Source organism: Labilithrix sp. (genome assembly GCA_019637155.1).
In the GTDB taxonomy this organism is placed as follows: domain Bacteria; phylum Myxococcota_A; class Polyangia; order Polyangiales; family Polyangiaceae; genus Labilithrix.
The window spans coordinates 21,689-43,626 of sequence record JAHBWE010000034.1 but is presented as its reverse complement, the minus strand read 5'-3'; the positions used below and the strand labels follow the sequence as shown (position 1 = coordinate 43,626).

Genomic DNA, 21,938 nt, shown 5'->3' with positions numbered 1-21,938 from the left:
CGTCAGGATAGCTCCCTGCTACGCTCGTGTTCCCTCATGCGGCTCCTCTCCGTCTTCGCTCTCGGTCTCGTGCTCGGGATCTCCGCGTGCTCCGACACCGCCGCCTCGGACGATCCCGAGAACGACGATCCGGCGCGGCCGGGCGGCAAGAAGGACGGCGGTCCGAACGGCGACGACGACGACGACACCACCACGCCGGGCGACGATGACGACGACGACGGGCCGCCCGCCACGTGCACGATGAACCCGGACGTCGCGCTCAACTTCGAAGAGCGCCGCCTCGTGAACCGTCTCCCCGGCAAGGACGTGCCGTTCGCGACGGAGATCCTGACCGGCACGGGCTTCGACGTGTTCGAGCGCGACTTCTCCGCGCGCCTCTGCCAGGACGGAAAAGCGGGGGCGAACAGCTTCGAGAAGGCGAAGGAGCTCGTCAAAGGCGAGGGCACGAAGCTGTGGCGCGCCGCGGTCGATCGCGTGCAGGGCAAGCGGACGATGGGCACGCTCCCGGCCGGCGACGACCGGATGCTCTACTGGGCGCGCCTCACGATGACGAAGACGCTCCGCGCGTGGGAGCCGTCGTTCGCGCTCACGGCCGAGCAGCGCGGCGACCTCGAGTGGGAGCTCGAGCGCGCGTCGCGCGGGCAGTACGATCTGAACCTCCCCGCCGGCCCCGACTTCGTGCGCATCGTGCTGAGCGGCTTCGATCCGTTCACGCTCGGCGCGCCGGGCGCGACGAACGACGTGAACATCCGGATCGGCAACCCCTCCGGCGCGGCCGCGCTCGCGTACGACGGCGTGACGTTCACGCTGCCGAACGGGAAGACCGCGCAGATCGAGACGTACACGCTGCCGGTGAACTACGGCCCGTTCGAGCGCGGAATGGAGGAGGACACGCTCGGACCGGTCTTCCAGGCGCCGGTCGACTCGCGCGCGAACGTCGCGATCACGATGAGCCAGGGGAGCGGCTACCGCTTCAAGCTCGAGGAGTACAACGGCCGCTTCCACGGCACGTTCGAGGGCAACGACGACGTCGCGACGTGCGCGAGCGGGTTCCTTGCCAGCACGACGGGCTGCGCGATCGATCCGCCCGCGCGATGGCTCGGCTACGAGCCGCGGCCTTGGGCGAAGGACAAACCCCCGCAGTTCGTCGAGAGCAGCCTCCCGGTCGACGCGATGATCGCCGCGAACACGAGCGCGCAGGTGCCGGCGCCGGCGGGCACGCCGGGCGGGAGGTTCGAGGTGGTGTGGGGCTACGACTTCGAGGTGTTCCCCGACTGCACGAAGAGCGCGACGCAGGTGTTCTACTCGTCGGTCCCGTATCCGCCGGCGCCGGGTCGTCAGCCGCCGGCGGCGGCGGCGTGCGCGCGCTCGGGCAGCGGCGGCGACTACCTCTCGAACGAGAGCGCCTACCGCGCGACGCTGCTCCGCGACGTGCTCGGTCTCACGATCCCGGTCGGCCACATCCACACGCCGATCATGACGCGCTTCTCGAGCGGGAACGGCGCGGTCACCGACGCCACGTTCGAGGCCTACCGCGCGGCGATCGTCGCGCAGGGCCGCCTCCTCGTCGAGGTCGTCGCGAAGTCGCTCTGACGCGCCGGCGCGCCTCAGTCGAGGCGCGGGTTGTTCGCGGTGAAGTAGTCGGCGAGGTAGGCGGTGAAGTCGAACGTGTCGATGCTGCCGAAGAAGCCGATGCCGAACGTGCCGGTGGGCGCGCCCGCGGCCTTCGCCTCGTAGACCTCGGCGAAGGGGCTCATATAACCCTTTTCGACGAGCTCCTCGAAGCTCGGCGTGACGGGCGGTTTGTGGCCGGTCGGCCAGCGGTGGCGGAGGCCGTCCTGCTTCAAGTGGACGACGCGCGTGCGGCCTTTCGTGTCTTTCCAGATATCGGCTTTGACCTGCCACGGGCGCGGCTGGAGGGCGGAGAATTCGCACTCCGTCTCGGCGGTGTCGTGGTGGCTCACCTCGCCGCCGGGGCAGCCCCAGCCGGTGCCGTGGTACGGAAGGCCGACGTCTTCGCCCGTCATCTTCGCGCCGAAGAGAGGCGCCATCGCGTCGGCGATGAGACGATGATGGGCAAACGGGATGTATTTGTCGCCGTCCCAGATCTTCTGATTGGCAAATTTCGTCGCGGTCCACACTCCCCCGATCATGATCGGGATTCCGGCCGGAAGTCCGTTGTCGTCGGAGGCGATCGCGTAGACCTGTTTCCCGAGCTTCTCCTTCGCGTCGGGCGCGGGGCTCGAGTTTGCGTAGTACTCGCAGCCCCAGCGGATCGCGGGGGCGCTCCAGACCGGCGGCATGACCGCCATCGACTGCCACGTCCCGAGCGAGGGCGCGGCGACGGAGCCGACGCCGCTGAAGATCTCCGGCGCCATGCACGCCACCTGCATCGCGACGGTGCCGCCGGCGGAGAGGCCGCCGATGTAGATCTGGCGCGGATCGATCCCGAGCGAGAGGTCGTCCCGCGCGATGCGCGTGCCGGCTTCGATGAGCGCGGCGTGATCGCGGGCATAGCGCGTCGGCTGCATGACGGTGCCGAAGTCGTAGCAAGCGACGTTGGGCGCGGCGGGGTTCGGGTAGACCGGCGAGAGGATCTCCGGCACGACGACGACGAGGCCGTGCGCCTCCGCGACGGGGGCCCAGGCCGATCCTTGCGCGACCTGGTACGGGAGCTCGCCGCAGCCGGGGAGGTGGAAGACGACGCCGCGCCGTCCGGGCGCGCGCTTGCTGAAGCCGTTCGGCGTGTAGACCCACGCGTGGCGGAGACCGAGGAAGTCCGTCTCGTACTTCCAGTTCGTGCCCGCGGCCCACGCGGTGACGTTGGGGAGGCTCGGTCGCGTGAGGCCGATCTCCGCCTCCGCGGCGGCCGGCTCGTCTTCATGGTCTTGCGCGGCGCACGCTCCGAGGGCGAGGGCGAGCGCGGTCACGGCGGCGAGGCGGGCACTCATTTCGAAGCGCGCTTTACGCTTGCGCGAGGGGGTGCGCAACCCGAAATCCGGGGCGATCTGCGAGATCAGGGTGCTAGCTCGCGCCGCAGTATTCCTGGCGGAACCAGCGCTGCATGTAGACGGCGTCGACCTCGATGGAGTCGTCGGCGGCCTCGAGCGTCCAGCCCTGGTACACGACCTGGACATAGTGCGTGATTTCATGGGCGAGCGAGTCGTCGATGCAGCGACCGTGCTGCGAGTAGTAGGCCGCGTCATCCATCAGGTAGATGGTGTTCTCCACGACCGAATACGCGTTCGTGATGACGTCGGGCCGGAAGCCCCACTGCGTCTCGATCGCGTCCTGGAACTCGGTGAGCGTGATCTCGCTCGCGAATTTGATCGCAGGAAAGGGCTTCGCCGCGTCGAACGGCCGCTGCTTCTGCTCGAGCACCTTCTCGAGCACGAACTGAGGCTCGTAGCGGAGCCGCACGACGTCGGCCGCGGGCGCGATCACGGCCGCGCTCTCCGTCGCGGTCTCGCCGGTCTCGTCGGTGGGAGCGGCGCACGCAGCAGCGCCGAGGAACAGGAGCGAGATGAGCTTCCGCACGGTGCGCGTCGTAGCACGCGACGCCGTCCTCGCCACGATCGCGGCAGGCTTTCAGATCCCGAGGCCGTTGTGTTCCCGGTCTTCCCGCCGCTCGTCGCGAAGGTGGGGGCCCGCGTCAGTCGCGTGGGGTGAGGCCAAGCGCGAGGAGGGCGCCGCGCTCGTTCATGAAGCGGAGAATGCGGAGCGCGTCGGTCCGCTTCTTCGTGTCGGGCGAGCGCGTGTCGCGCAAGAGGCGCACGCGGAGCTGCACCCTCGTGAGCGAACGCGGGCCAGCGTCGTATTCGATGCCGTCGAGGTTGCGTGTGACGGTCGTGCGCACCCAGTCCTGGTATGCGCCGCCGAGCTTCACGTGCGAGGCGGCCTCCGCGTTGGCGGTCCATCGCGCGACGTCGCCGCGCTCGTAGTTGGCGTCGCTGATCGCGCCGAACGACTGGTCGTAGGCGACCTTCAGCTCCTCGAGCTCGGCGGCGTCGGCGTCCTCGTACGTGGCGAGCGCGCGGCGCGCGGTGTCGGGGTCGGCGCCGAGGAGGAGCGCGAGCGTCGCGTCGAGCCGGGTGGAGCTCTCCTTCAGCATCGCGCTCTCCTTCAGCATCGCGAAGAGGCGCGTCGTCGTCTCCGGCGCGAGGCCGCCGCCGCCGATCGCGCGCGCGAGGGTGTGCTCCGGCGTCGTGCCGAGCAGGTCGACGAGCGGCGCGGTCGCGACCGGAACCGGACGCCGCGCGAGCGCCTCGAGGTAGCAGTTGCGGACGACCTGCGCTTGCGGGTCGCGCGGGAGCGAGCGGACCTTGCCCGCGATCTCGGTGAGCTGCGCGTCCGTCGCGACCCACGCGAGCGCGGCGCCGGCCTCGAGGCGCGCTTGCTCGTTGTTCTTCCTGTCCTCGATGTACTTCACGAGGACGGGGTACGCCTTCGGATCGCCCCACTGCGCGAAGCCCGTCGCGGCGCCGGTCCCGAGCGCGCGCAGCGTCATGCCGAGCACGGCGTTGCCGCCCTGGAGCAGGCTCTCCATCGTCGCGTCCATGGAGGCGGGACGACGACCGAGCGTCGACTCGAGCGTGGCCCAGCTCTGGGGATCGCGCATCCATCCGACGTACCGGAGCGCGGTCTGCGCGCTCTCGAACGCGAGCGGGAAGCTCTGCTGCCCCGGCTTCGGGAGCGGGACGCCGGGATTCGCCCACCTCCGCATTTCGGGGAGGAGCTCACGCGCGTCCGAGGCCGCGACGAAGCGCATGCCGTTGGCGTGTGGCTGCGGCTTCCCGAGGAGCCACGCGCGCACGGGGCCGACGGCGTGCTTCCGGATCTCGCCGCGTCGATCGGGGTGCAGCACCGCGAGGTCCGCGAGCATACGCGCGGCGCCGACGCGTTCGGAGTCGGTGCGGCGAAGCTCGTCGTCGACGCCGCTCTTGTAGAGCGCGAGTGGGTCTTGCGTGAGTCTCCACGCGAGCGTGGGGACCGCGCGGAGATCGCCCAGCTCGGCGAGGCGCATCGCAGCTTCGGTGCGCCAGTGCGGCTCGGGCTTCGTGCCGAGGTACCGCGCGAGCGCATCGGCGGCCCGCGGATCCGCGAGCTGGCGCAGCCGATCGAAGACCACCTTGGCCTGATGTTTCGCCTTCTCGCGCGGTGCCGCGCTCACAGCCGGAAGCGCGAGGAGCACCGCCGCCCCACCCGCGCCGCGGGCGAGCACATCGACGATGCGAGCGCGCCCTTCCGCGTCCGCGCTCTCGAGCGCCGCAACGAGGACGGACAGCGCGGCGCCCGCTGCGTCGCGCGCGGTTGCGTCGGGCGTGGCGACCACGGCATCGCGTGAGGTCACGAGCTTGGTCACGGTCGCGGCGTCGTGAGCGGTCGCGGTCGCGGCGTCGCGTGCGGGTGCGGTCGCGTCGCGTGCGGACGCGGGTGCGGCGTCGCCTGCGGTCGCGGTCGCGGCGTTGCGTGCGAGGGCGGCGAGGCCGAGGTCGCGCAGGGGTGGGGCGCGCTCGGTCGCGAGCGTCTTCGCTCGGTCGGCGGGGATGGCGCGTGCGAGGGCGGCGAGCGCGAAGGCGGGTGAGCCGTCGAGCGCGTGGACCTTCGCGAGCGTGCCGGAGCGATACTCCTCGATCGCGGCGTCGGCGACGGTGCGGTCTCCGAGGACGAGGAGCGCCCAGAGGATCGCGCTGCGATCGAGCGGCGTCGCTTCGGCGAGCGCGTCGCGGAGGGCGGCCCGCGCGGCGTCCGGCTTCGGCACGTCGGGCTCGATGACGACGCGCGCGGCGGCGGCGCGCACCTCGTGGTCCTTCGCCGCGAGCGCGCGGATCGCGAGCGGGACCGCCGCTTCGTCCTTCGCCCACGCGACCTGGGTCAGCCCTTCGATCGCGTAGCTCGGATCCTGATCGTGGGTCCAATCGCGATACACCGAGAGCGCCTCGGCGATCGGCAGATGCTGGATCGTCTTCCGATCGACGACGGGCCGAACGGGCTCGGGAGCGACGTCGCCCTTCGGCTCGACCTTCGCGACGACGGGCACCGGCACACGAACGTCACTGCTCGAACCGCCACACGCAAAGCCGAACACCAGCGCGCCGAAAAAGACCGCCCGCATACCCCGAGCCTACACGCTCACGCCCCGCCAGTACGCGCACTCATGAGCCCACGGTACGTGGAGCCTTACGCTCAGCCCGCTCGTGAGCCCCGCGGTATGTGGAAGCCATACGCTCGTGAGCCCCGCGGTACGTGGAGGCCATACGCTCATGAGCTGGTGGCACGAGAAGCCTATAGGCTCGTGAGCCCCACGGTATGGAGGCCATATGTTCACGAGCTTCGCGGTACGTGGAGGCGGTGTGCTCACGACTCCGGTGGTACGTGGAGCGGGAGGTAGAGGTCGTGGGTGCCGGCGAAGAGGGTTGCGTCGTCGGATGCCATGCGGGCGAAGTCGTTGGCGATCGCGCCGTCGCCTGGCTCTGGGATGAATTTCTCCCATGGTGCGTTCCGCCAGAGCGCGGCGTACGCGAAGCCGTGTTTCCGGAGCGGCGCGAGCATCGTTTGCGTGAACCAGGTTGGGTTCGCGTTGGTGCCGTGCGCGCCTAGATTGAAGCCGACCTCGGAGACGGCGGCGACCTTTCCATGGCGCTTGGCGAACGAGCCGACCGCCCGGAGGTCACCGTCGTAGCCGCGCGCGAATCGACCGTCGTTATGGTCATATCGGTCAAAGGCGATAACATCGACGAAGTCGTCGCCAGGATAATACGACTCCCAGCCTCCGTTCGACGACGGCGAGTCGGGCGCGAAGACCCAGAGCAGGTGATGGAGGCCGCGGCCGTCGCGGAGGTAGCTGACCATCTCGCGCCACGCGGCGGCGTAGGCGCTCGCGCCGTTCGCGCGGCCCCACCAGAACCAGTTGCCGGTGAACTCGTGGAAGGGGCGGAGTTGGACCGGGATCGGCTCGCCGTCGTCGTCCTTCAGCGACCAGAGGAGCTCCGCGAGCTCGTCGAGGATCGCGCGCCACTCGCGGAAGTGCGCGCCTTCGCGGCCGTTGGGCTTGCGCGCGAGGAGCTCCTCGAGGCGGTAGTCGCGCGGGCACTCGTTCGGCGCGAAGAGGTCGCGATCGGTGACGGCCGCCTTCGGACAGCGCATGTGCCACACGAACGAGACGAGCGCGCCGCGTCGTGCTTGCGCGCGGACGAGATCGCGCAGCGTGTCGCGCCCCGCGCGGAACGCAGCGGCGTCGAACATCGTCCGCGCGCCGCGGTCGGCGTTGGAGAGCTCGTAGCTCACGAGCGCGGGCGTGCGTCCGGTGAGTCGCTCGACGTCGGGGACGACCGGCGTCGCGTACGACGCGCGGTTCGACACGTCGGGCTCCTGCTGCCCGATCATCACGCGTCGATCGAACGGGTCGCCGCTCGCGAAGTCGAAGGAGTGAAGGTTCGCGAGCACCGTCCGCGTCGCCGCGGTCGCGCCGGGGTCCGCGGGTCGCGCGGTCGCGTTAGGGTCCGCGCTTGCGGGTCGCGCGGTCGCGCCGGGGTCCGCGGGTCGCGCGGTCGCGTCGGGGTCCGCGGTTGCGGGGCGCGCGGTCGTGGTTTGTGCCTCCGCGGTCGCGTCCGCGTCCGCGTCGTCGTCGTCGGCTGGTGCGCCACACGCGACCGCGGTGGTCGCCGCCGCGAGTGCCAATGCCGCGAGGAACCTCATCTTCATGAGGCTCAGCAACCTGTATGCCTACATGTCCCACCCATCTTTCCGCGGGCTTTTACGCACGTTTCCGGTGCAGCTGGATCGCGCGCTTGGATCGTCGGCGCGGGCGGCGTGGTTGATGCACGACTGCGTCGAGAGGAAGAGGAACGCCATGCAAGCAGGAGCATCGACCACGGTGCCGTCGGCGACGGAGTGGAGCGACCGCGCGGCCGCGCTATCGACGTTTCGACGCTACACCGAGGCGTTCCGCTCGCTCGACGCCTGCGCCGTCGCAGCGTTCTTCCACGCGCCCGCGGTGATGCTGACGCCGCGCGGCGACTTCGCTCTCCCGACCGCGGCCGAGGTCGAGCGGACGTACGCGCGCGTGATGGAGGACGCCCGCGCGCGCGGCTACGCGACGACGACCTTCGATCGCCTCGACGCGCGTCGCTTCGGCGTGGGGATCGTCTCGATCGAAGGCGCCGGCGCATGGAGGGACGGGAAGGGCAACGTCATCGAGCGCTTCGAGCTCTCGTACGTCCTCCGTCGCACCGGCGGCGGCTGGAGGATCGTCCTCGCGTCGATCGCCGCGTAACGCGGTGTACGCTCGACGACGCGATGGCGATGCGATGACGAGAAGGTGGGTCCTCGGCCTCGTCGTCGCGTGCGGCGCGCCGGCAGCCGCGGCGACGACGACGCCCGCTCACGACCCCGCCGCGCCGGCGAAGCCTGGCGCCGCGGCCGCGGGGCCGGCGGCCGCTCCCGACGCGGGCCGGGGGATCGTGTTCGTTCGTGGTGTGCCGCGCGTCGACGAGCGGCGCAGCATCGACGCGTGCGTGTATCCGAGCGCGCTCGGCAGCGCGTGCATCGACGCGCTCCTGCGTGAGCCCGACGCGGTGCGTGCAACATACATGCGGCGCGTGAGCGACGCGTACGCGCGGCTCGGGCGCGGGCCGAAGGTGACGGCGGCGACGCACGCCGAGATCGCCGAGTGTTGCCACCGCGACGGACCGTGCGGCGCGCCGAAGCGAACGGGCCACGCCGACTGCCCGATCATGGATGACGGGTACGCGTGCCTCACCGCAGCCGAGATCCTGCGCGCCGAGAAGGCCGAGAAGAAGGGCGCGACCGCGCTCCACGCGCGCGCATGCCGCTGCTCGCCGGAGCGCGCGCAGATCGCCGCGCCGGGCGGCACCCTCGCCTGCGACGGCCCGAACCGCCCGACCGAGCGCGCCGGCGTCATGAGCGACCGCGAGGCGACGCAGGTCATCGCCTGCGCGACGTGCGATCCGACGACCGGCCCCGCCGCCTGCGCCGCAGAGCGTGACCGGCTCGAGCCGAACGACCCAGCGCTCGCGCATCTCGTCGAAGCCTTCGTCACCACGCGCTGCCAGGAGCCATGACCGCAGCATGGGCGAGCTGATCGCGATCGTCGGCGCGCTCTCGGTGCGTCAAGCCGAGCGTAGGAACTGAGCGGGGGAGCGGCCGGTCTGCGCGCGGAAGTCGTGGACGAGGTCGTCGCGCTCGTAGCCGAGGAGGAAGGCGAGCGCGTCGAGGTCGATGCAGAGACCCCTCGCGATACGATCGGCGGCCTCGGCGACGCGGAAGCGCCGGATGATCCACTTCGCCGAGACGCCGACGCGCGAGCGAAGCAGGCGCTCGAGCGCGCGCACGGGACGGCCGGCGTGCTCCGCGAGCGGCGCGACGCGCGTGAGCGTGAGGTCGAAGCGCGCGACGTCCACGAGCGCGTTCACCTCGGCGTCCTCTTCGTCGAGGCCCGGGTGATGCGCGCGCAGGAAGCGATGCACGAGGTCGAGCTTCGCCTCGTCGCTCTCGTTCTCCTTCTCTTCGTCGAGAGCGAGCGAGAGCGCCTTCACCTCGCTCGAGGCCGCGAACGCGTCGGCGTGCGAGAGCGGGCGATCGACGAGCGCGCTCGGCTCGAGGCCCGGACGGAGGAGCGCGCGGAAGCCCGCGGGCCGGAACGTGACGCCGACGGCGGCGCCGCGGCGGGTGAGCCGCACGACCGCGCGATCGTTGATCGGTCCGTGCACGCCCGCGCGATGATCGCCGAAGAGCACGTCGACGCAGGGCGCGGGCAGGACCTCGCGATCGATCGGCGCGCTGCGATCGAGGTCCCAGCGAACGATCGCGACGTGATCGATGATCTCCGCGAGATCGGGGGGCGCGGCGTGGCGCGTGATAGCGAGGCCGCCGGAGCGCTCGTCGCGTGCCGTCTTGAGACGAACGCCGCTCGTCGGGGCGGCGCGCACCATCATGCTGTCGGACGTCTTCCCCATGACGTGGTCGGAACCATAGGTCCGGCATGTCGACCGCGCAGGTGCGCGGACGTGCGAGGGCGCAAAAGAGACGGCATGGATGATGCGCTGCGACGCCGTGACGTGTCCCGATGCGCACTCTCGCCACGCTGGCGCGCCGCTCCGCCGCGGAGCAAACTTGAGGGATGGCTTCACGTTTCGTCCTCTTGCTCGCGCTCTCCACCGCCCTCGCCGTCCCCGCGCTCGCGCACGCCGACGAGACGCCGGCCCCCACCGCCGCGCAAGCCTCCGTCCCCGAGGCGCTCCTCACCGGGCTCGCCAAGCACGCGAGCAGCCTCGAGGAGATGAAGCGCCGCGGCGCCTTCACGTTCACCGGCCGCATGGAGGCGCTCGACGGCGACGGCCACGCGTCCGAGGTGAAGGAGATCACGATGCGCTCGACGCCGACCAGCACGCCGCGCGAGCGCATCGTGAAGGTGATGCGGTACGTCGAGGACGGGAAGGACAAGACCGCGGAGGCGCAAGCGAAGGCGGACGAGCGTCGCGCGAAGCACAGGGTGTCGAAGGGCGACAAGAAGGCGAACGACCTGAAGCTGCCGTTCCTCCCGAGCGAGCAGGCGCGCTACACGTTCTCGCTCGTCGAGCGCGACGCCGCGAACCCGTCGCGCGTCCTCATCGCGTTCACCCCGAAGGTCCCCGCCGAGGACGCGTTCAAGGGCACGGCGTGGGTCGACGAGAAGGAGCGCGAGGTCCTCTCGACCGGGTTCTCGTTCAGCAAGAACCCGACGTTCGTCGATCACGTCCACATCACGATGGTGTTCGGCCTCTCCACGCCGCTCGGCCGCGCGCCGTCGCAGATCAGCTTCGACGGGAAGGGCGGCTTCCTCTTCATCCGCAAGCACTACCGCGGCAGCGCCCGCATCACGGATCCGGCGATCGCGTTCTGAGATGCGCCGCGCCGTCGCCGCCGTCGCGACCCTCTCCGCCTGCACCTCGGCCCCACCTCCTGCTCCGCCCGCCGCGACAGCGACGTGCCCGGCCGTCGCGCCGTCGCCGGCGCCGGCGCCGGCGAAGACGACGCCTCCGTGCCGCAAGCGCGATCCCGGCGCCGACGAGCTGATCGCGAGCATGACGAGCAGCCTGAATCAGCCGGAGCAAGGCGCGCTGCAGACCCATCACTCCCAGTTTCCGCGCTGGTTCCCGGCGCTGCACGAGCGCGGCTTCGTCCGCTCGATCGTCGCGACGCACACGAACGCGGAGCACGGGCCGGTCTTCGCGCTCACGCTCCTCGTGCGAAACACGAACGGCGGGCTCGACGCGACGCTCGCCTTCGCGACGCCGGGTTGCGCGGGCGGCGATCTCGCGCCGATCGGGGAGCCGATCCCGCTCGGCGCTCCGGAGGCCGTCATCGAGTGGGCGTCGCGGGTCCCGATCGCCGCGCCGCTGACGGAGCTCAAGGTCCGCGTCGGCGACGCGCCGAACCCGCTCATGGGCCCGGAGCGGGGGCGGCGGCGCCTGCGCGACGTCCTGGTGACGAGCCGCGTCGTCGCGTCGTTCGACGTCGAGTCGGACCTCCCGCCCGAGGGCGGGGTCCGTCGTCACGACGAGGCGCTGGGCGGGACGGGCTGGTACACGCTGGCCGACGGCGGCGCCGCGTTCCTCCTCGTGCACCGCGCGGTCGACGATCGCGACGACCTCTGCAAGCAGAAGGCGAAGGCGCGGCCGTTTCGTCCGCCGGAGCTGCGGACGCTCGCGCGGGTGGACGCCCACGGCGCATTCGTCGGTGGCGCCGACAAAGTGGGGAGCGCCTTCGTGATCGGTATTCCCGAGAACCAGCCGCCGGAGTCGATGTCGACGGACAAGACCCATACGCTCCGGACGGCCTACGGAGAGAGCACACCGGCGCAGTGGCTCTATGGCATTTACGACTCCGCCGACACCGCGAAGGCGCATATGCAGACTCTCGAATACAAGACCGGAAAAGTCTTCACCGCGAGCCCGCCCACCACCGTGGACGTGAAGCCGAACAAGGACCGGCTCCGCCTCGACTGCGACATGTATTTTTGATCAGCCGAATTGAACGGAGCGCCGCGTGAATGCGCTGTTCATCCACCAACCCGTGATCGGGAATGTCTTCGAGCAACATCGGCGCGCCGTGCGCGGCGAACACGACGGGCATGCGCGTCGCGGCCGGGGCGGGCTCGGAGCGAGGGCGCGAGCACCCGAGCGCGAGCGGGACGGCGCCGAGCCAGCGGAGCGCGTCGCGTCGGTTCACCGCGCGCTCACTCGCCGCGCTGGGCGCGGTCCACCGCGTCGACGTCGGCGCCGACGATCCACACCGTCCCCTCTGCGCGGGCGACGGACGTGAGCGGGATCGCGCCGCCGGCGCCCGCGGCCGCGCGAGCGCGCTCGAACGCGGCGGGACTCTCGTCGACGTCGACGCGGTCGAACGCGATCTTCCGGCCCTCGAGCCCGCGCTCGAGCGCCTTGCAGGCGCTGCACCATTTCGCGGCGTAGACGGTGACCGGTGAGGTCTGCAGCGACGACACGGCGCTCGCGGGGCTCGCGACGGCGAGGCCGAGCCCCAAGGCGCAGATCGCTGCTCGAAGCTTCACCCTTCGAGCGTACGGCATCGGTCGGAATTCGCGAAGTCCCCTGCCGTGACCGTGTTACCACGAGCGGGCGTTCATGCTCCTCAGCGCGCGGCCGATCCGGATGTTGCTCGAGGCCGTCGAGGCGGTCGGGCTCGATCCGGATCCGATGCTCGCGGCGGCGGGGATCGATCGCGACGCGCTCACGGGCGACGCGCACCAGATCCCGTGGTCCGCGTTCGTGCGTCTGAACGAGGCGGTGTCCGCCTCCGTGGAGCACGATCCGGCGCGGCTCCGCGCGATCGGCGCGGCGATGGGCGGCGTCCCTTCGTACGCGCCGCTCCGTCGCCTCGCGCGGACCGTGATCTCGGTCCGGATGTTCTACGACATCTCCGAGCGGTGGTTCGCGCGCGCGAGCTTCCCGCACCTCCGCGCGTACCATCGCTTCGAGGCGGGCGATCGGCTCTTCATCCACGGCACGATCCCGCCGTCGTACGAGGCGTGCGAGGCCTTCCTCCACGTCGCCTCCGGCGCGATGGTCGCGTTGCCGATCATCCTCGATCTGCCCGCGTCGACGCTGGTCGCTTCGCGCATCGACGGACGCACGCTCGACGTCGAGCTCGTCCTGCCGCGCAGCCCCTCCGTGTTCAGCGCCGGCTTTCAAGCGCTCTCCGCGCTCACGCGCATCGGCGAGCGCGCCGACGCGCTCGAGGACCAGCGGCGCTGGCTCGACGCCGGGCTCCACGCGTCGGAGCGCGCGCGTGACGAGCTCCGCAACGTGCTCGAGCGGCTCCCTGCCCTCGTCGTCATCCACGTCCAGGGCCGCATCGTCTTCGCGAACCGCGCCTTCGCGCGCGCGCTCGGCTTCGCGCGCGCGGAGGAGCTCGTCGGCCGTCCGCTCGTCGACTCGATCGACCCGCGCTCGCGCGCGCTCTTCGCCGCGCGGCTGCGGCGGCCGCTCGAGACCGGCGTGACGGAGGAAGAGCGCACGGAGGCGTGGCTCATGGCGCGGGACGGGAGCCCCGTCCGCGTCGAGGTCTCCGCGACGCAGGGGATCGCGTTCGACGGCGTCCCCGCGCGCCTCGTCGTCGGCCGCGACCTCGGCGAGCACGATCGCCTCCAGCGGCAGCTCGCGACCGCGGATCGCCTCGCGGCGGTGGGCCTCCTCGCCGCCGGCGTCGCGCACGAGGTGAACAACCCGCTCGCGTACCTCCTCAACAACATCGAGATCGCGAAGAAGCAGCTCGGCGCGGAGGGACCGGTCGACGCCGGACGCGCCGACACCGCGCGGACCGCGCTCCAGATCGCGCTCGAGGGCGCGGCGCGGATCGGCTTCATCGTCCGCGAGCTCCTCCTCCTCGCGCGGGAGGACCCCGCGCCCGCGGCGACGGCCGATCTCGCCGCCGCGGTGGAGTCGACGCTCGCGCTCGCGCGGGTCGAGATCGCGCGCACGGCGAAGCTCTCCGTTCACCTCGACGCCGTGCCGCTCGTGCGCGGCTCCGTCCCGCGCATCGCGCAGATCGTCCTCAACCTCGTGCTCAACGCGCTCGAGGCGATGCGCCATCGCGACGCCGCCGACAACGAGCTCACGCTCCGTGTTCGCCGCGGCGTCTCCACGGGCGTGATGCTCGAGGTGGGGGACAACGGCGTCGGCGTCTCCGCGCCCGACGCCGAGCGCATCTTCCATCCGTTCTTCACGACGAAGCCGCCCGGGCGCGGCACCGGCCTCGGCCTCGCCGTCACGCAGCGCCTCGTCGCCGAGCTCGGCGGCGAGATCTCGTTCTCGTCGGAGCCCGATCGCGGCACCACCTTCCGCGTCCTCTTCCGTGTCGCGGAGGAGGACGAGCCGGCCGTCGTCCCGGCGCGCGCTTCAGCGCCTCGCGTCTGCTGAGGGTGTTACTCGGGTCGAAACGTGACGATGCGTTGCTCGGGGAGCGACTCGTCGCTCGCGAGGAAGGTCCAGTGGTTGGCGGCGAGCTCGCGGCGGAGCTGCTCGAGCGTCGTCTTGTGCTCCGGCTTGATCGCCACTTTGGGGTCTTCGGCGCGGTATTCGACGAGCGCGAGGACGCCGCCCGGCGCGAGGGCGCTCTTGAACTGGGCGAGCGTCGCGGGTGGGTTCGGGAGCTCGTGGTAGACGTCGACGAGGAGGATGAGATCGAGCGCGCGCGGAGGGAGCTTCGCGTCGTCGGCGGTGGCGCGGATCGGCGTGACGTTGCCGAGGCTCGCGGCGGCGACCTTCTTCGCGAGGAGGTCGAGCATCTCTTGTTGCAGATCGGTCGCGTAGACGCGGCCGCGTGCACCGACACGCTTCGCGAGGTGCACCGTGAAGTAACCGGAGCCGCAGCCGACGTCGGCCACCGTCTGGCCTTCGCGTACGCGGAGGACGTCGAGCACGTGCTCCGGTCGCTGCACCTCGTCGCGGTTCGGGCGATCGAGCCAGTCCGCGCCGTGCCAGCTCATCGGCTCGGCCATGCGACGGCCCATGTAATAGCCGGGCGGATCCACCTGCGGGACGCCGGCGTCCGTGCGCGTGGACGGTGGCGGCGGCCGCGAGCACGCGGCGACGAGCATGAGGAAGGCGAGCGCGCGGCGCATCACGGGACGACGAAGGTCCCGATGCGGATCATGTCATCGCGCACCTCGGCCTGGGCCGCCTCGACGAACTTCGCGTGGCGGCGGCGCCCCGAGACGTGGCCGAAGCCGAGCCAGACGTCCCACGTCCCCGGCGCGGACTTGCCGACGAACATGCCGAACGAGTCATGGACGACCGCGTTCTCGGGTGCGTCCGAGAGGTAGAAGCTGCCGCCGACGACCTGATGATCGCCGTTGAGGTACTCGCGCGAGCGCTCCTTGTCCGGCGGCTCCTGTCCTTCGCGCCGCTTGAAATGGACGTACATCGCCGTCGTCCGCGCGAGGGCGCCGGTGCGGCGGATCCATAGATCGATGAAGACGTTCCCGAGCGGATCGGGGCCCGTCGTGCGCGCCGCGTCGACCACGAGCGGGACGTCGAGCTGCGCGCCGAGGTGCGGGACGTCCGCCGGCGGCGCGCTCACGATCGCCGGCTCACCGTTCGGGTTCTTGAGCGGCGGAGGCGGGAACCGCGGCGAGGGCCACGTCGCGACGAACGCGGCGAGCGTGGCCCACGGGAGCAGCACGAGGAGCGAGCTCCCGAGCACCGCGCCGCGCCGGAACGCGGGACGACCTCGGCGCGCCCCGAGCGCGAGGAGGCCGAGCGACACGAGCGCGACGAGCGTGACGGCGCCGCCCGCGAGCGCGGAGCGTGGACGGAACGCGATCTTCACGTCCGCGTCGCCGGCGGGGAGGTCGACCGCGAGGAGGCCCTCCTGCGACACGACGTTGCCGATCGACGAGGTCCAGCCCGGGTGCCAGTTCTGGTTCACGAGCAGGCGGCCCGGCTCCGCGAGCGAGACGTGGACGACGATCTCGTTCGGCGACCACGACACGCGACGCGCGGCGCCGCGCGCCGGCGGCGCGAGGTACTCCTCTTGCGCGAGGTCGCCGCGAAGCAAAGGCGACATCGTGACGGGGTGCGTCTCCCAGCACGAGAGCGAGCCGAGGCCCGCGCTCTCGTAGTGCGAGGCGAGCCAGCGGTTGCCGCGCGACTGGCGGAACGGTCGCGAGCGGTCCGGCGTGGCGACGCCGAGGTTCCGCGCGGAGTCGACCGCGTAGAACGCCTTGACCTCGGCGCCGAGGCTCGCGAGCACCGCGAGCGTGAGCAGCGCGTTCGCGCCGCGCCGCCAGCTCTTTCCTTCGCCGAGGCGCGGCACCTTCGCGAGCGCGTGCGCGGCCGGCTCGCACGCGAAGAGGATCCCGAGCCAGAGGAAGCGCTCGGGGTAGCGGAGCGCGGAGAAGATCGGGAGCTCGCGGAGGAGCGCGAAGAGGGCGGGCTTCCGCGCGTAGCCGGCGGAGAGCCACATGAAGAGGATGACGACGACGAGCGGGCGGATCGACTTGCGCTCGGAGCCGCCGAGCGCGATGAGCGCGAGGAACGCGCCGCCGACGTAGAACATACCGAGGTCCTCGACGTCGCCGTCCTTCACCTCGAGCGATCGCACGAGGAAGAAGAGGATCGCGAGCGGCGAGTGGCCGGGCGTACCGGCCATGATGCGCGGCTGCGCGGCGAGGACCTCCGCGATCGGGAGGAGACGCACCGCCGCGGCGGTGAGCATGAAGGACGCGAGCGCGAAGAGCATCGCGATCGCGCGGCCGCGACGCGCGGGCGGGAGCTCGAGGAGGACGCGCGCGCTCTCGGCCGCGGCGGCGACGGCGATGAGGGGAGCGGCGAAGGTGCCGCCGAAGCCGAGGATGGTCGCGAAGGCGATCGCGGCGACGGCGATCCCGTGCGTGCGTCCGCGCGCGGCGACGGTGATGCCGTAGAGCACGAACGGGACGAGCTCGAACCCGAAGAAGTTCACCCAGCCGCGGAACCACGCGACGGCGAAGTGTCCGGAGAGCGCGAACAGCGGCGCGATGCGGAGCGCCGCGGTCGCGTCCGTCACGCGGAGGCGCAGCCAGCGGAAGGTGCCCTCCATCCCGAGGACGGCGAGGAGCCACACGATGACGGGCTGCGCGCGCTCGACGCCGAAGAGCAGCGTGAGGAGGAACGGCGGCGCAGCGAAGCGGCTCTGCGGCGCGCCGAGGCCGTAGAGCCCGCCGCAGTACCAGGGATCCCAGAGCGGGAGCTGTCGGTACGTCTTCACCGTGAGCGCGGCGGCGCGCTCGTGCACGGTGAGGACCTGCGCGTCGCGGAACTCGTTCACCCAGCCCGCGTGCGCGAGCATCGGCCACACGACGACGAGCGCGAGGAGCGCGAAGAGCGCGAGACGGACGGACGTGCGCTCGGCGAGGCGTCCCATCGCGGCTCAGTCGTAGAACGGTCGCGGCTTGCAGGGGACGGCGCGGGCGGCGCGCGGATCGGGGGCGTCCGGGCTCGTCGTCGCGCTCTCGTGGAGGTCGTCGTCGACCGCGCGGATGACGTCTTCGAGGCGGACCCGGTGCTGATCGGCGAGCTCGATCAAGTGGCGGTACTCGCGGCCGTGGAAGTCGTCGCGCTGAGACCAGTGGTCGCCGGGGAAGTTCTGCGTCACCTCCGTGAGCCACGCGCTCTCGCTGCCCGCGACGGAGGCGGCCATGCTCGCGCGCTCCCTGTTCGTCGCGCCGCGCCGGGGCTCCGGCGATCGCGCGGTGCCCGCGCGTACCCCCACCGCGATCGCGCACGCGGCGACGACGAGGACGGCGGGGATGCTGAAGCGCAGGTCCGTCATCTCATTCCTTCGGGCCTTCGTTGTAGCCGCGAGGACGGTACTTCGGATCGACGCCGTTGTGCTCCTCGCCGTGCTCGAGGATGTCGCGCCCGAGGTACTCGAGCCACGAGCCGGGGTGTTTGTCCTTCAGCGCGTCGAGCTCCGCGCGCTCGGCGGTGCCTTCGGCGAGCACCTTCTCGTCCCAGAGGCACTGGATGCCGAGCGCGATCAGGTTCACGTCGTTCGGCGCGAGGTCGAAGCCCTTCACGTAGTGTGGCCACGCCTCCATCGCGCGGTGGAGGCGGCAGAGCGTGTCGCCGTAATACACGCTCGCCATCGGCCACTCGGGCGCGAGCTCGAGCGCGATCGCGTTCGCATCGAGGCGCGTCTGGAGGTCGCCGCGGGCGCCCTTCATGACGGAGTAGTTGAGGTGGGCCTTCGCGCTGCGCGGCACCGCCTTGCGGGTCGCGTCCCAGAAGGAGAGGTCGTCGGTGTAGTCGTTGGCGTGCCGCCGCGCGGCGGTGCCCTGATAGAGGAAGAACGCGAGCGTCGCGAAGACGAGCCACTTGTAGCTCCGGCTCACGGTGGTGCGGCGGTACGCGAAGAACACGATCGCGCCGGCGACGACGAGGCCCGGCGCGATGAACGCGTAGTCGACGGCGCTGTGGCGCACGGCGACGAGCTGCGCGAGGAGGAAGAGCCCGGCGAGCGCGAGCGTGACGTCGAGCCAGAGCGGTCGCGGCTTCGGCGGCGCGTCGGGGCTCGCCTTGCTCCGATCGGCGCCCCACCCGAAGAGCACGCCGACGACGAGGCTCGAGCCGATGGCTGGGAAGTACCAGAACCGCTCCGCGCGCACGGTGGGGAGGAGCACGGGGATGTTCGAGACCGGGAAATACGAGAGCATCACCCAGAGCGCGCCGAACGCGACGATGAGGAGCGGATCGCGCTCGGGCTCCGCGTCGCCGCGCCGCGTCCAGCGGCGGTAGGAGCGCACCGCGATCCAGATCGCGAGCGGGATCGGCGAGAGGAGGAGGACCGCGCCGGTGATGATCTCCCAATCCAGCAGCGTCGGGGGAATGGGCTCTTGCGGCGCGGAGTAATCGCCGGAGAGCGTAATCGGCAATGCGAGCTGGCCGAGCCCGCGCGACCAGACCCGCAACGCGCCGCCGATGCGATGGATCGCGTCGGCGTTGACGAGCGGGTTGTTGAGCGGGTCTTTGGGCAATATCGGCTGGGCGTACCAGCGCAGGACCGCGGCAAATACCCTCCCCGCAAATGGCTTGGCGGCGTTCGCCTCGGCGCTGAGCTCGTGGGGAATAGCGGTCGGGAATGCCCATCTCCGCGCGTAAACGTAAAAGACGAACGCGGCGGCGGCGGTGACGAAGGCGACGAGCGCGCGCAGGGTCCGCCGAGGGTTCTTGGGGTGGAGGAGCGGCGCGAGGAGGAAGGCGCCGAGGGGGAGGAGCGGGACGCAGCAGAGGGCGCTCTCTTTCGAGTAGAGCCCGAACAGGGTGCCGACGAGCACGCCGCCCGCCATGAACGGCAGTCGCGTCGTGAGCGCGAGCAGCGCGATGAGGGTGCCGGTCGCGCCGAGGACGTCGGCGATCCCGACGACGCCGCTCACGGCCTCGGTGAGGACGGCGCTCCCGGTGAAGGTGGCGCCGGCGATCCACGCGACGCCGCGCCGCTTGGTGAGCGCGAACGCGAGCACGCACACGAGCGCGCCGTTCATCCCGTGGAGGAGGACGTTCACCCAGTGATGGAGGAACGGCGTCTGGTCGCGCGCGCCGAGCCCCCAGAGCGCGCGCCAGACGAGGTCGGGGATGGGGCGGTACGAGCCGATGCTCCGTTCGGGCCCGAGCCCCCAGAAGTCGCGATGGAACGCGTCGAGCCATCCGAACTTGGGATTCGCCTCCGCGACGCTCCGGACGTACGGATTGGCGAGGAGCGCTTCCTGTTCGTCGAAGATGAAATTCGTGCGCGTCGGATGCCGCGTGAACAGCAGCATCGAGAGGAAGCAATACGGCACGAGCGCGAGCCCGAAGGAGGGATCGTCGCCGAGGAAGTAGTCGCGTATCCAGTGCTTGATCGTCTCGAAGACCGTCGGCAGCCGCTCCCCAGGCTGCACGACCGCCCGAAGCCCGGCGAACGGCTCCCCCCCCTCCGCCTGCGCCGCCGCGCCGCTGGCCGCGTCGGTCGTGTCGGTCGCGCGCGCCTCGAACGAATGCGCGCCAAATGCGGGGGCCGACTCGGCGGCGATGGGTGCTTCGAGCGATCCGGGCAGAGCCGAGTGCGCGCCGAACGCCGGCGCCGACTCGGCAGCAAGGGGCGCCACGAGCTCGCCCGCGCTCTCCGCAGCCGCGTCGGCCCCCGCGGTCGTGGCGGGATCCGCGCCGGCGCCGGCCTTCGCCGCGTCGCGCGTCGGTGCAGTAGCGGCGCTCCCCGCGTCGGCGTCGGTCTTCGCCGCATCGCGCGTCGGCGCGGTCGTGGCGCTCCTCGTGGCCGCGGCGGTCTCCGCCACGTTCTGCGATGGAGTTGCGTCGTTCGTGGTCGCTTCGTTGCGTTGGTTCGGGGCGTGCGGGGGCGCTGCGTCTTGGGGGGGCGCGGGGGGCGAGGGGGCGTCGTTGTTTGCGCCGTCGGTCACGCGTCCTCAGTCGGTCGTGCCGAGCTCGGCGATGATGGCCGGTGGGGGCGGCGGGTCGTCGTCCGGGATCGTCCAGTTGTCGCCCCAGAGGTGCGCGCCGCCGTCGATGTACCAGCACTCGCCGGTCACGAAGAACGCCGCGTCGCTCGCGAGGTACACGATGAGCTCCGCCACCTCACCTGCGTTGCCGAGGCGCTTCATCGGCGTCTTCTTGCGGCTCATCTCCACCAACTCGGGCGGGTACTGGTCGGTCCCGCTCGTGCGGATGATGCCCGGCGCGACGGCGTTGACCTGCACGTTGTGCTGCGCCCACTCCACCGCGAGCGTCTTCGTCATGTTCTCGACGCCCGCGCGCGCGGCGCCGGTGTGCACCATGCCGGGGAACCCGCGCGCGATGTTCGCGATGACGTTCACGATGCGGCCCCGCTTCTTCGGGATGAGGTGCTTCTGCGCCACCGCCTGCGTCATGAAGAACGTGCCGTTCAGGTTGTTGCGGACGACCGCCTCCCAGCCGCGCGTCGACACCTGCTCCGCGGTCGTGGGGAACTGTCCGCCCGCGTTGTTCACGAGGATGTCGGCCGCGCCGAGCTCGTCACCCACCCGCGCGACGAACGCCTCGATGCTCGCGGGCTCGCGGATGTCGCACGCCGCGTGCAGCACCGCGACGCCGCGCGCCTCCAGCCGGGCCGCCGCGGCGGCGAGCTTGTCCACGTTGCGCCCGCAGATGGCGACCTTCGCGCCGAGCTCGCCGAGCGAGCGCGCGGTCGCGTAGCCGATGCCGCTACCGCCGCCGGTGACGATCGCGACGTGACCGTCGAAGAGCCCCTTCCGGAAGATCGACGCCATCTCAGCGCACCCGCACGACGCCGTCTTCTTGGACGAGGACGCGCCCGCACGCGCCGCACGGCTCGCCCACCGTCACGCGCTTGCCGCACGCGCACACCCAGCCGGCGTGGCGCGCCGGGTTGCCCATCACGAGGGAGTGATCGGGCACGTCCTTCGTCACCACGCTGCCCGACGCGACCATCGCCCACCTGCCGACGGTGACGCCGCACACGATGGTGGAGTTTGCGCCGAGCGCGGCGCCCGCCTTCACGAGCGTCGGCGTGATGTGCCAGTCGTCGGCCGCCTTCAGCGTCATGTCCGCGTTCACCGCGCGCGGCACCTTGTCGTTCGTGAAGCACACGTGCGGTCCGACGAAGACGCCGTCCTCGATCGTCACCCCCGCGTAGAGCGACGCGTTGTTCTGGATCTTCACGTTGTCGCCGACGACGACCCCGGAGTCGACGTAGACGCCCTTGCCGAAGATGCAGCCCTTGCCGATGCGGACGCCCTCGCGCACCTGACAAAACAGCCAGATCTGGGTGCCGTCCCCGATCTGCGCGGAGGGGGAGACGACGGAGCTCTCGTGCACGCGGATGGCCATGGAATATGGCCGCGCAGCATAGCAGCGCTCGCCGCTTTTTGCGTCCGCCACGCGCGG

Annotated in this window: 18 protein-coding genes; 6 read left to right on the top strand and 12 right to left on the bottom strand. The window is 71.4% G+C overall.

Annotated elements, in window-relative coordinates:
• The first annotated feature begins 36 nt into the window (after positions 1-36).
• Positions 37-1,593, top strand: coding sequence for a hypothetical protein (locus KF837_43605; GenBank protein ID MBX3234260.1), 1,557 nt, complete (start codon positions 37-39; stop codon positions 1,591-1,593).
• A gap of 14 nt (positions 1,594-1,607) precedes the next feature.
• Here the strand turns inward: KF837_43605 and KF837_43600 are convergent, their stop codons facing one another.
• The 4 genes from KF837_43600 to KF837_43585 all read right to left on the bottom strand — a co-directional run bounded on the left by KF837_43600 (position 1,608) and on the right by KF837_43585 (position 7,704).
• Positions 1,608-2,951 carry an alpha/beta hydrolase fold domain-containing protein gene (locus KF837_43600; protein MBX3234259.1) on the bottom strand — a complete coding sequence of 448 codons (1,344 nt, stop codon included), beginning with the start codon at positions 2,949-2,951 and terminating at the stop codon, positions 1,608-1,610.
• 73 nt (positions 2,952-3,024) lie between these two features.
• Complete coding sequence (locus KF837_43595) at positions 3,025-3,537, bottom strand: hypothetical protein (protein ID MBX3234258.1); 513 nt, start codon at positions 3,535-3,537, stop codon at positions 3,025-3,027.
• 115 nt (positions 3,538-3,652) lie between these two features.
• Positions 3,653-6,115, bottom strand: coding sequence for a HEAT repeat domain-containing protein (locus KF837_43590; GenBank protein MBX3234257.1), 2,463 nt, complete (start codon positions 6,113-6,115; stop codon positions 3,653-3,655).
• 242 nt (positions 6,116-6,357) lie between these two features.
• Positions 6,358-7,704: a hypothetical protein gene (locus tag KF837_43585; protein MBX3234256.1), complete on the bottom strand. Its 1,347-nt coding sequence runs from the start codon at positions 7,702-7,704 to the stop codon at positions 6,358-6,360.
• A 148-nt stretch (positions 7,705-7,852) separates the two neighbouring features.
• Here KF837_43585 and KF837_43580 point away from each other — a divergent pair, with 148 nt between their 5' ends.
• Both KF837_43580 and KF837_43575 read left to right on the top strand, forming a co-directional pair.
• On the top strand, positions 7,853-8,275 hold the full coding sequence (locus KF837_43580) for a DUF4440 domain-containing protein (protein ID MBX3234255.1): 423 nt from the start codon (positions 7,853-7,855) through the stop codon (positions 8,273-8,275).
• 34 nt (positions 8,276-8,309) lie between these two features.
• The gene (locus KF837_43575; protein ID MBX3234254.1) at positions 8,310-9,083 is read left to right on the top strand and encodes a hypothetical protein; all 774 of its coding nucleotides are present in this window, start codon (positions 8,310-8,312) and stop codon (positions 9,081-9,083) included.
• 48 nt (positions 9,084-9,131) lie between these two features.
• Here the strand turns inward: KF837_43575 and KF837_43570 are convergent, their stop codons facing one another.
• Positions 9,132-9,977 (bottom strand): AraC family transcriptional regulator, encoded by an 846-nt coding sequence (locus KF837_43570; GenBank protein MBX3234253.1) that lies wholly within the window; start codon positions 9,975-9,977, stop codon positions 9,132-9,134.
• A gap of 164 nt (positions 9,978-10,141) precedes the next feature.
• Between KF837_43570 and KF837_43565 the strand changes: the two genes are divergently transcribed.
• Together KF837_43565 and KF837_43560 are read left to right on the top strand one after the other, a co-directional pair.
• Entirely contained in the window at positions 10,142-10,903 is a 762-nt protein-coding gene (locus KF837_43565; protein MBX3234252.1) for a hypothetical protein, read from the top strand.
• A gap of 1 nt (position 10,904) precedes the next feature.
• Positions 10,905-12,023, top strand: a complete 1,119-nt coding sequence (locus tag KF837_43560) for a hypothetical protein (protein MBX3234251.1) — start codon at positions 10,905-10,907, stop codon at positions 12,021-12,023.
• A 215-nt stretch (positions 12,024-12,238) separates the two neighbouring features.
• Here the strand turns inward: KF837_43560 and KF837_43555 are convergent, their stop codons facing one another.
• Positions 12,239-12,571 carry a hypothetical protein gene (locus KF837_43555; protein ID MBX3234250.1) on the bottom strand — a complete coding sequence of 111 codons (333 nt, stop codon included), beginning with the start codon at positions 12,569-12,571 and terminating at the stop codon, positions 12,239-12,241.
• Positions 12,572-12,644: 73 nt separating this feature from the next.
• Here KF837_43555 and KF837_43550 point away from each other — a divergent pair, with 73 nt between their 5' ends.
• Complete coding sequence (locus KF837_43550; protein MBX3234249.1) at positions 12,645-14,438, top strand: PAS domain S-box protein; 1,794 nt, start codon at positions 12,645-12,647, stop codon at positions 14,436-14,438.
• 5 nt (positions 14,439-14,443) lie between these two features.
• Here KF837_43550 and KF837_43545 read toward each other — a convergent pair whose 3' ends face one another.
• The 6 genes from KF837_43545 to KF837_43520 all read right to left on the bottom strand — a co-directional run bounded on the left by KF837_43545 (position 14,444) and on the right by KF837_43520 (position 21,881).
• The gene (locus KF837_43545; protein MBX3234248.1) at positions 14,444-15,142 is read right to left on the bottom strand and encodes a class I SAM-dependent methyltransferase; all 699 of its coding nucleotides are present in this window, start codon (positions 15,140-15,142) and stop codon (positions 14,444-14,446) included.
• Positions 15,142-17,424 carry a hypothetical protein gene (locus KF837_43540; GenBank protein MBX3234247.1) on the bottom strand — a complete coding sequence of 761 codons (2,283 nt, stop codon included), beginning with the start codon at positions 17,422-17,424 and terminating at the stop codon, positions 15,142-15,144. The genes KF837_43545 and KF837_43540 overlap by 1 nt, the downstream gene beginning before the upstream one ends.
• 6 nt (positions 17,425-17,430) lie before the next feature.
• A complete protein-coding gene (locus KF837_43535; GenBank protein MBX3234246.1) occupies positions 17,431-17,832 on the bottom strand; it encodes a hypothetical protein in 402 nt (133 codons plus the stop codon).
• Between the two features lies 1 nt (position 17,833).
• A complete protein-coding gene (locus KF837_43530; GenBank protein ID MBX3234245.1) occupies positions 17,834-19,888 on the bottom strand; it encodes a tetratricopeptide repeat protein in 2,055 nt (684 codons plus the stop codon).
• A 573-nt stretch (positions 19,889-20,461) separates the two neighbouring features.
• The gene (locus KF837_43525) at positions 20,462-21,301 is read right to left on the bottom strand and encodes an SDR family oxidoreductase (GenBank protein MBX3234244.1); all 840 of its coding nucleotides are present in this window, start codon (positions 21,299-21,301) and stop codon (positions 20,462-20,464) included.
• A 1-nt stretch (position 21,302) separates the two neighbouring features.
• A complete protein-coding gene (locus tag KF837_43520; protein ID MBX3234243.1) occupies positions 21,303-21,881 on the bottom strand; it encodes an N-acetyltransferase in 579 nt (192 codons plus the stop codon).
• Positions 21,882-21,938: the final 57 nt, after the last annotated feature.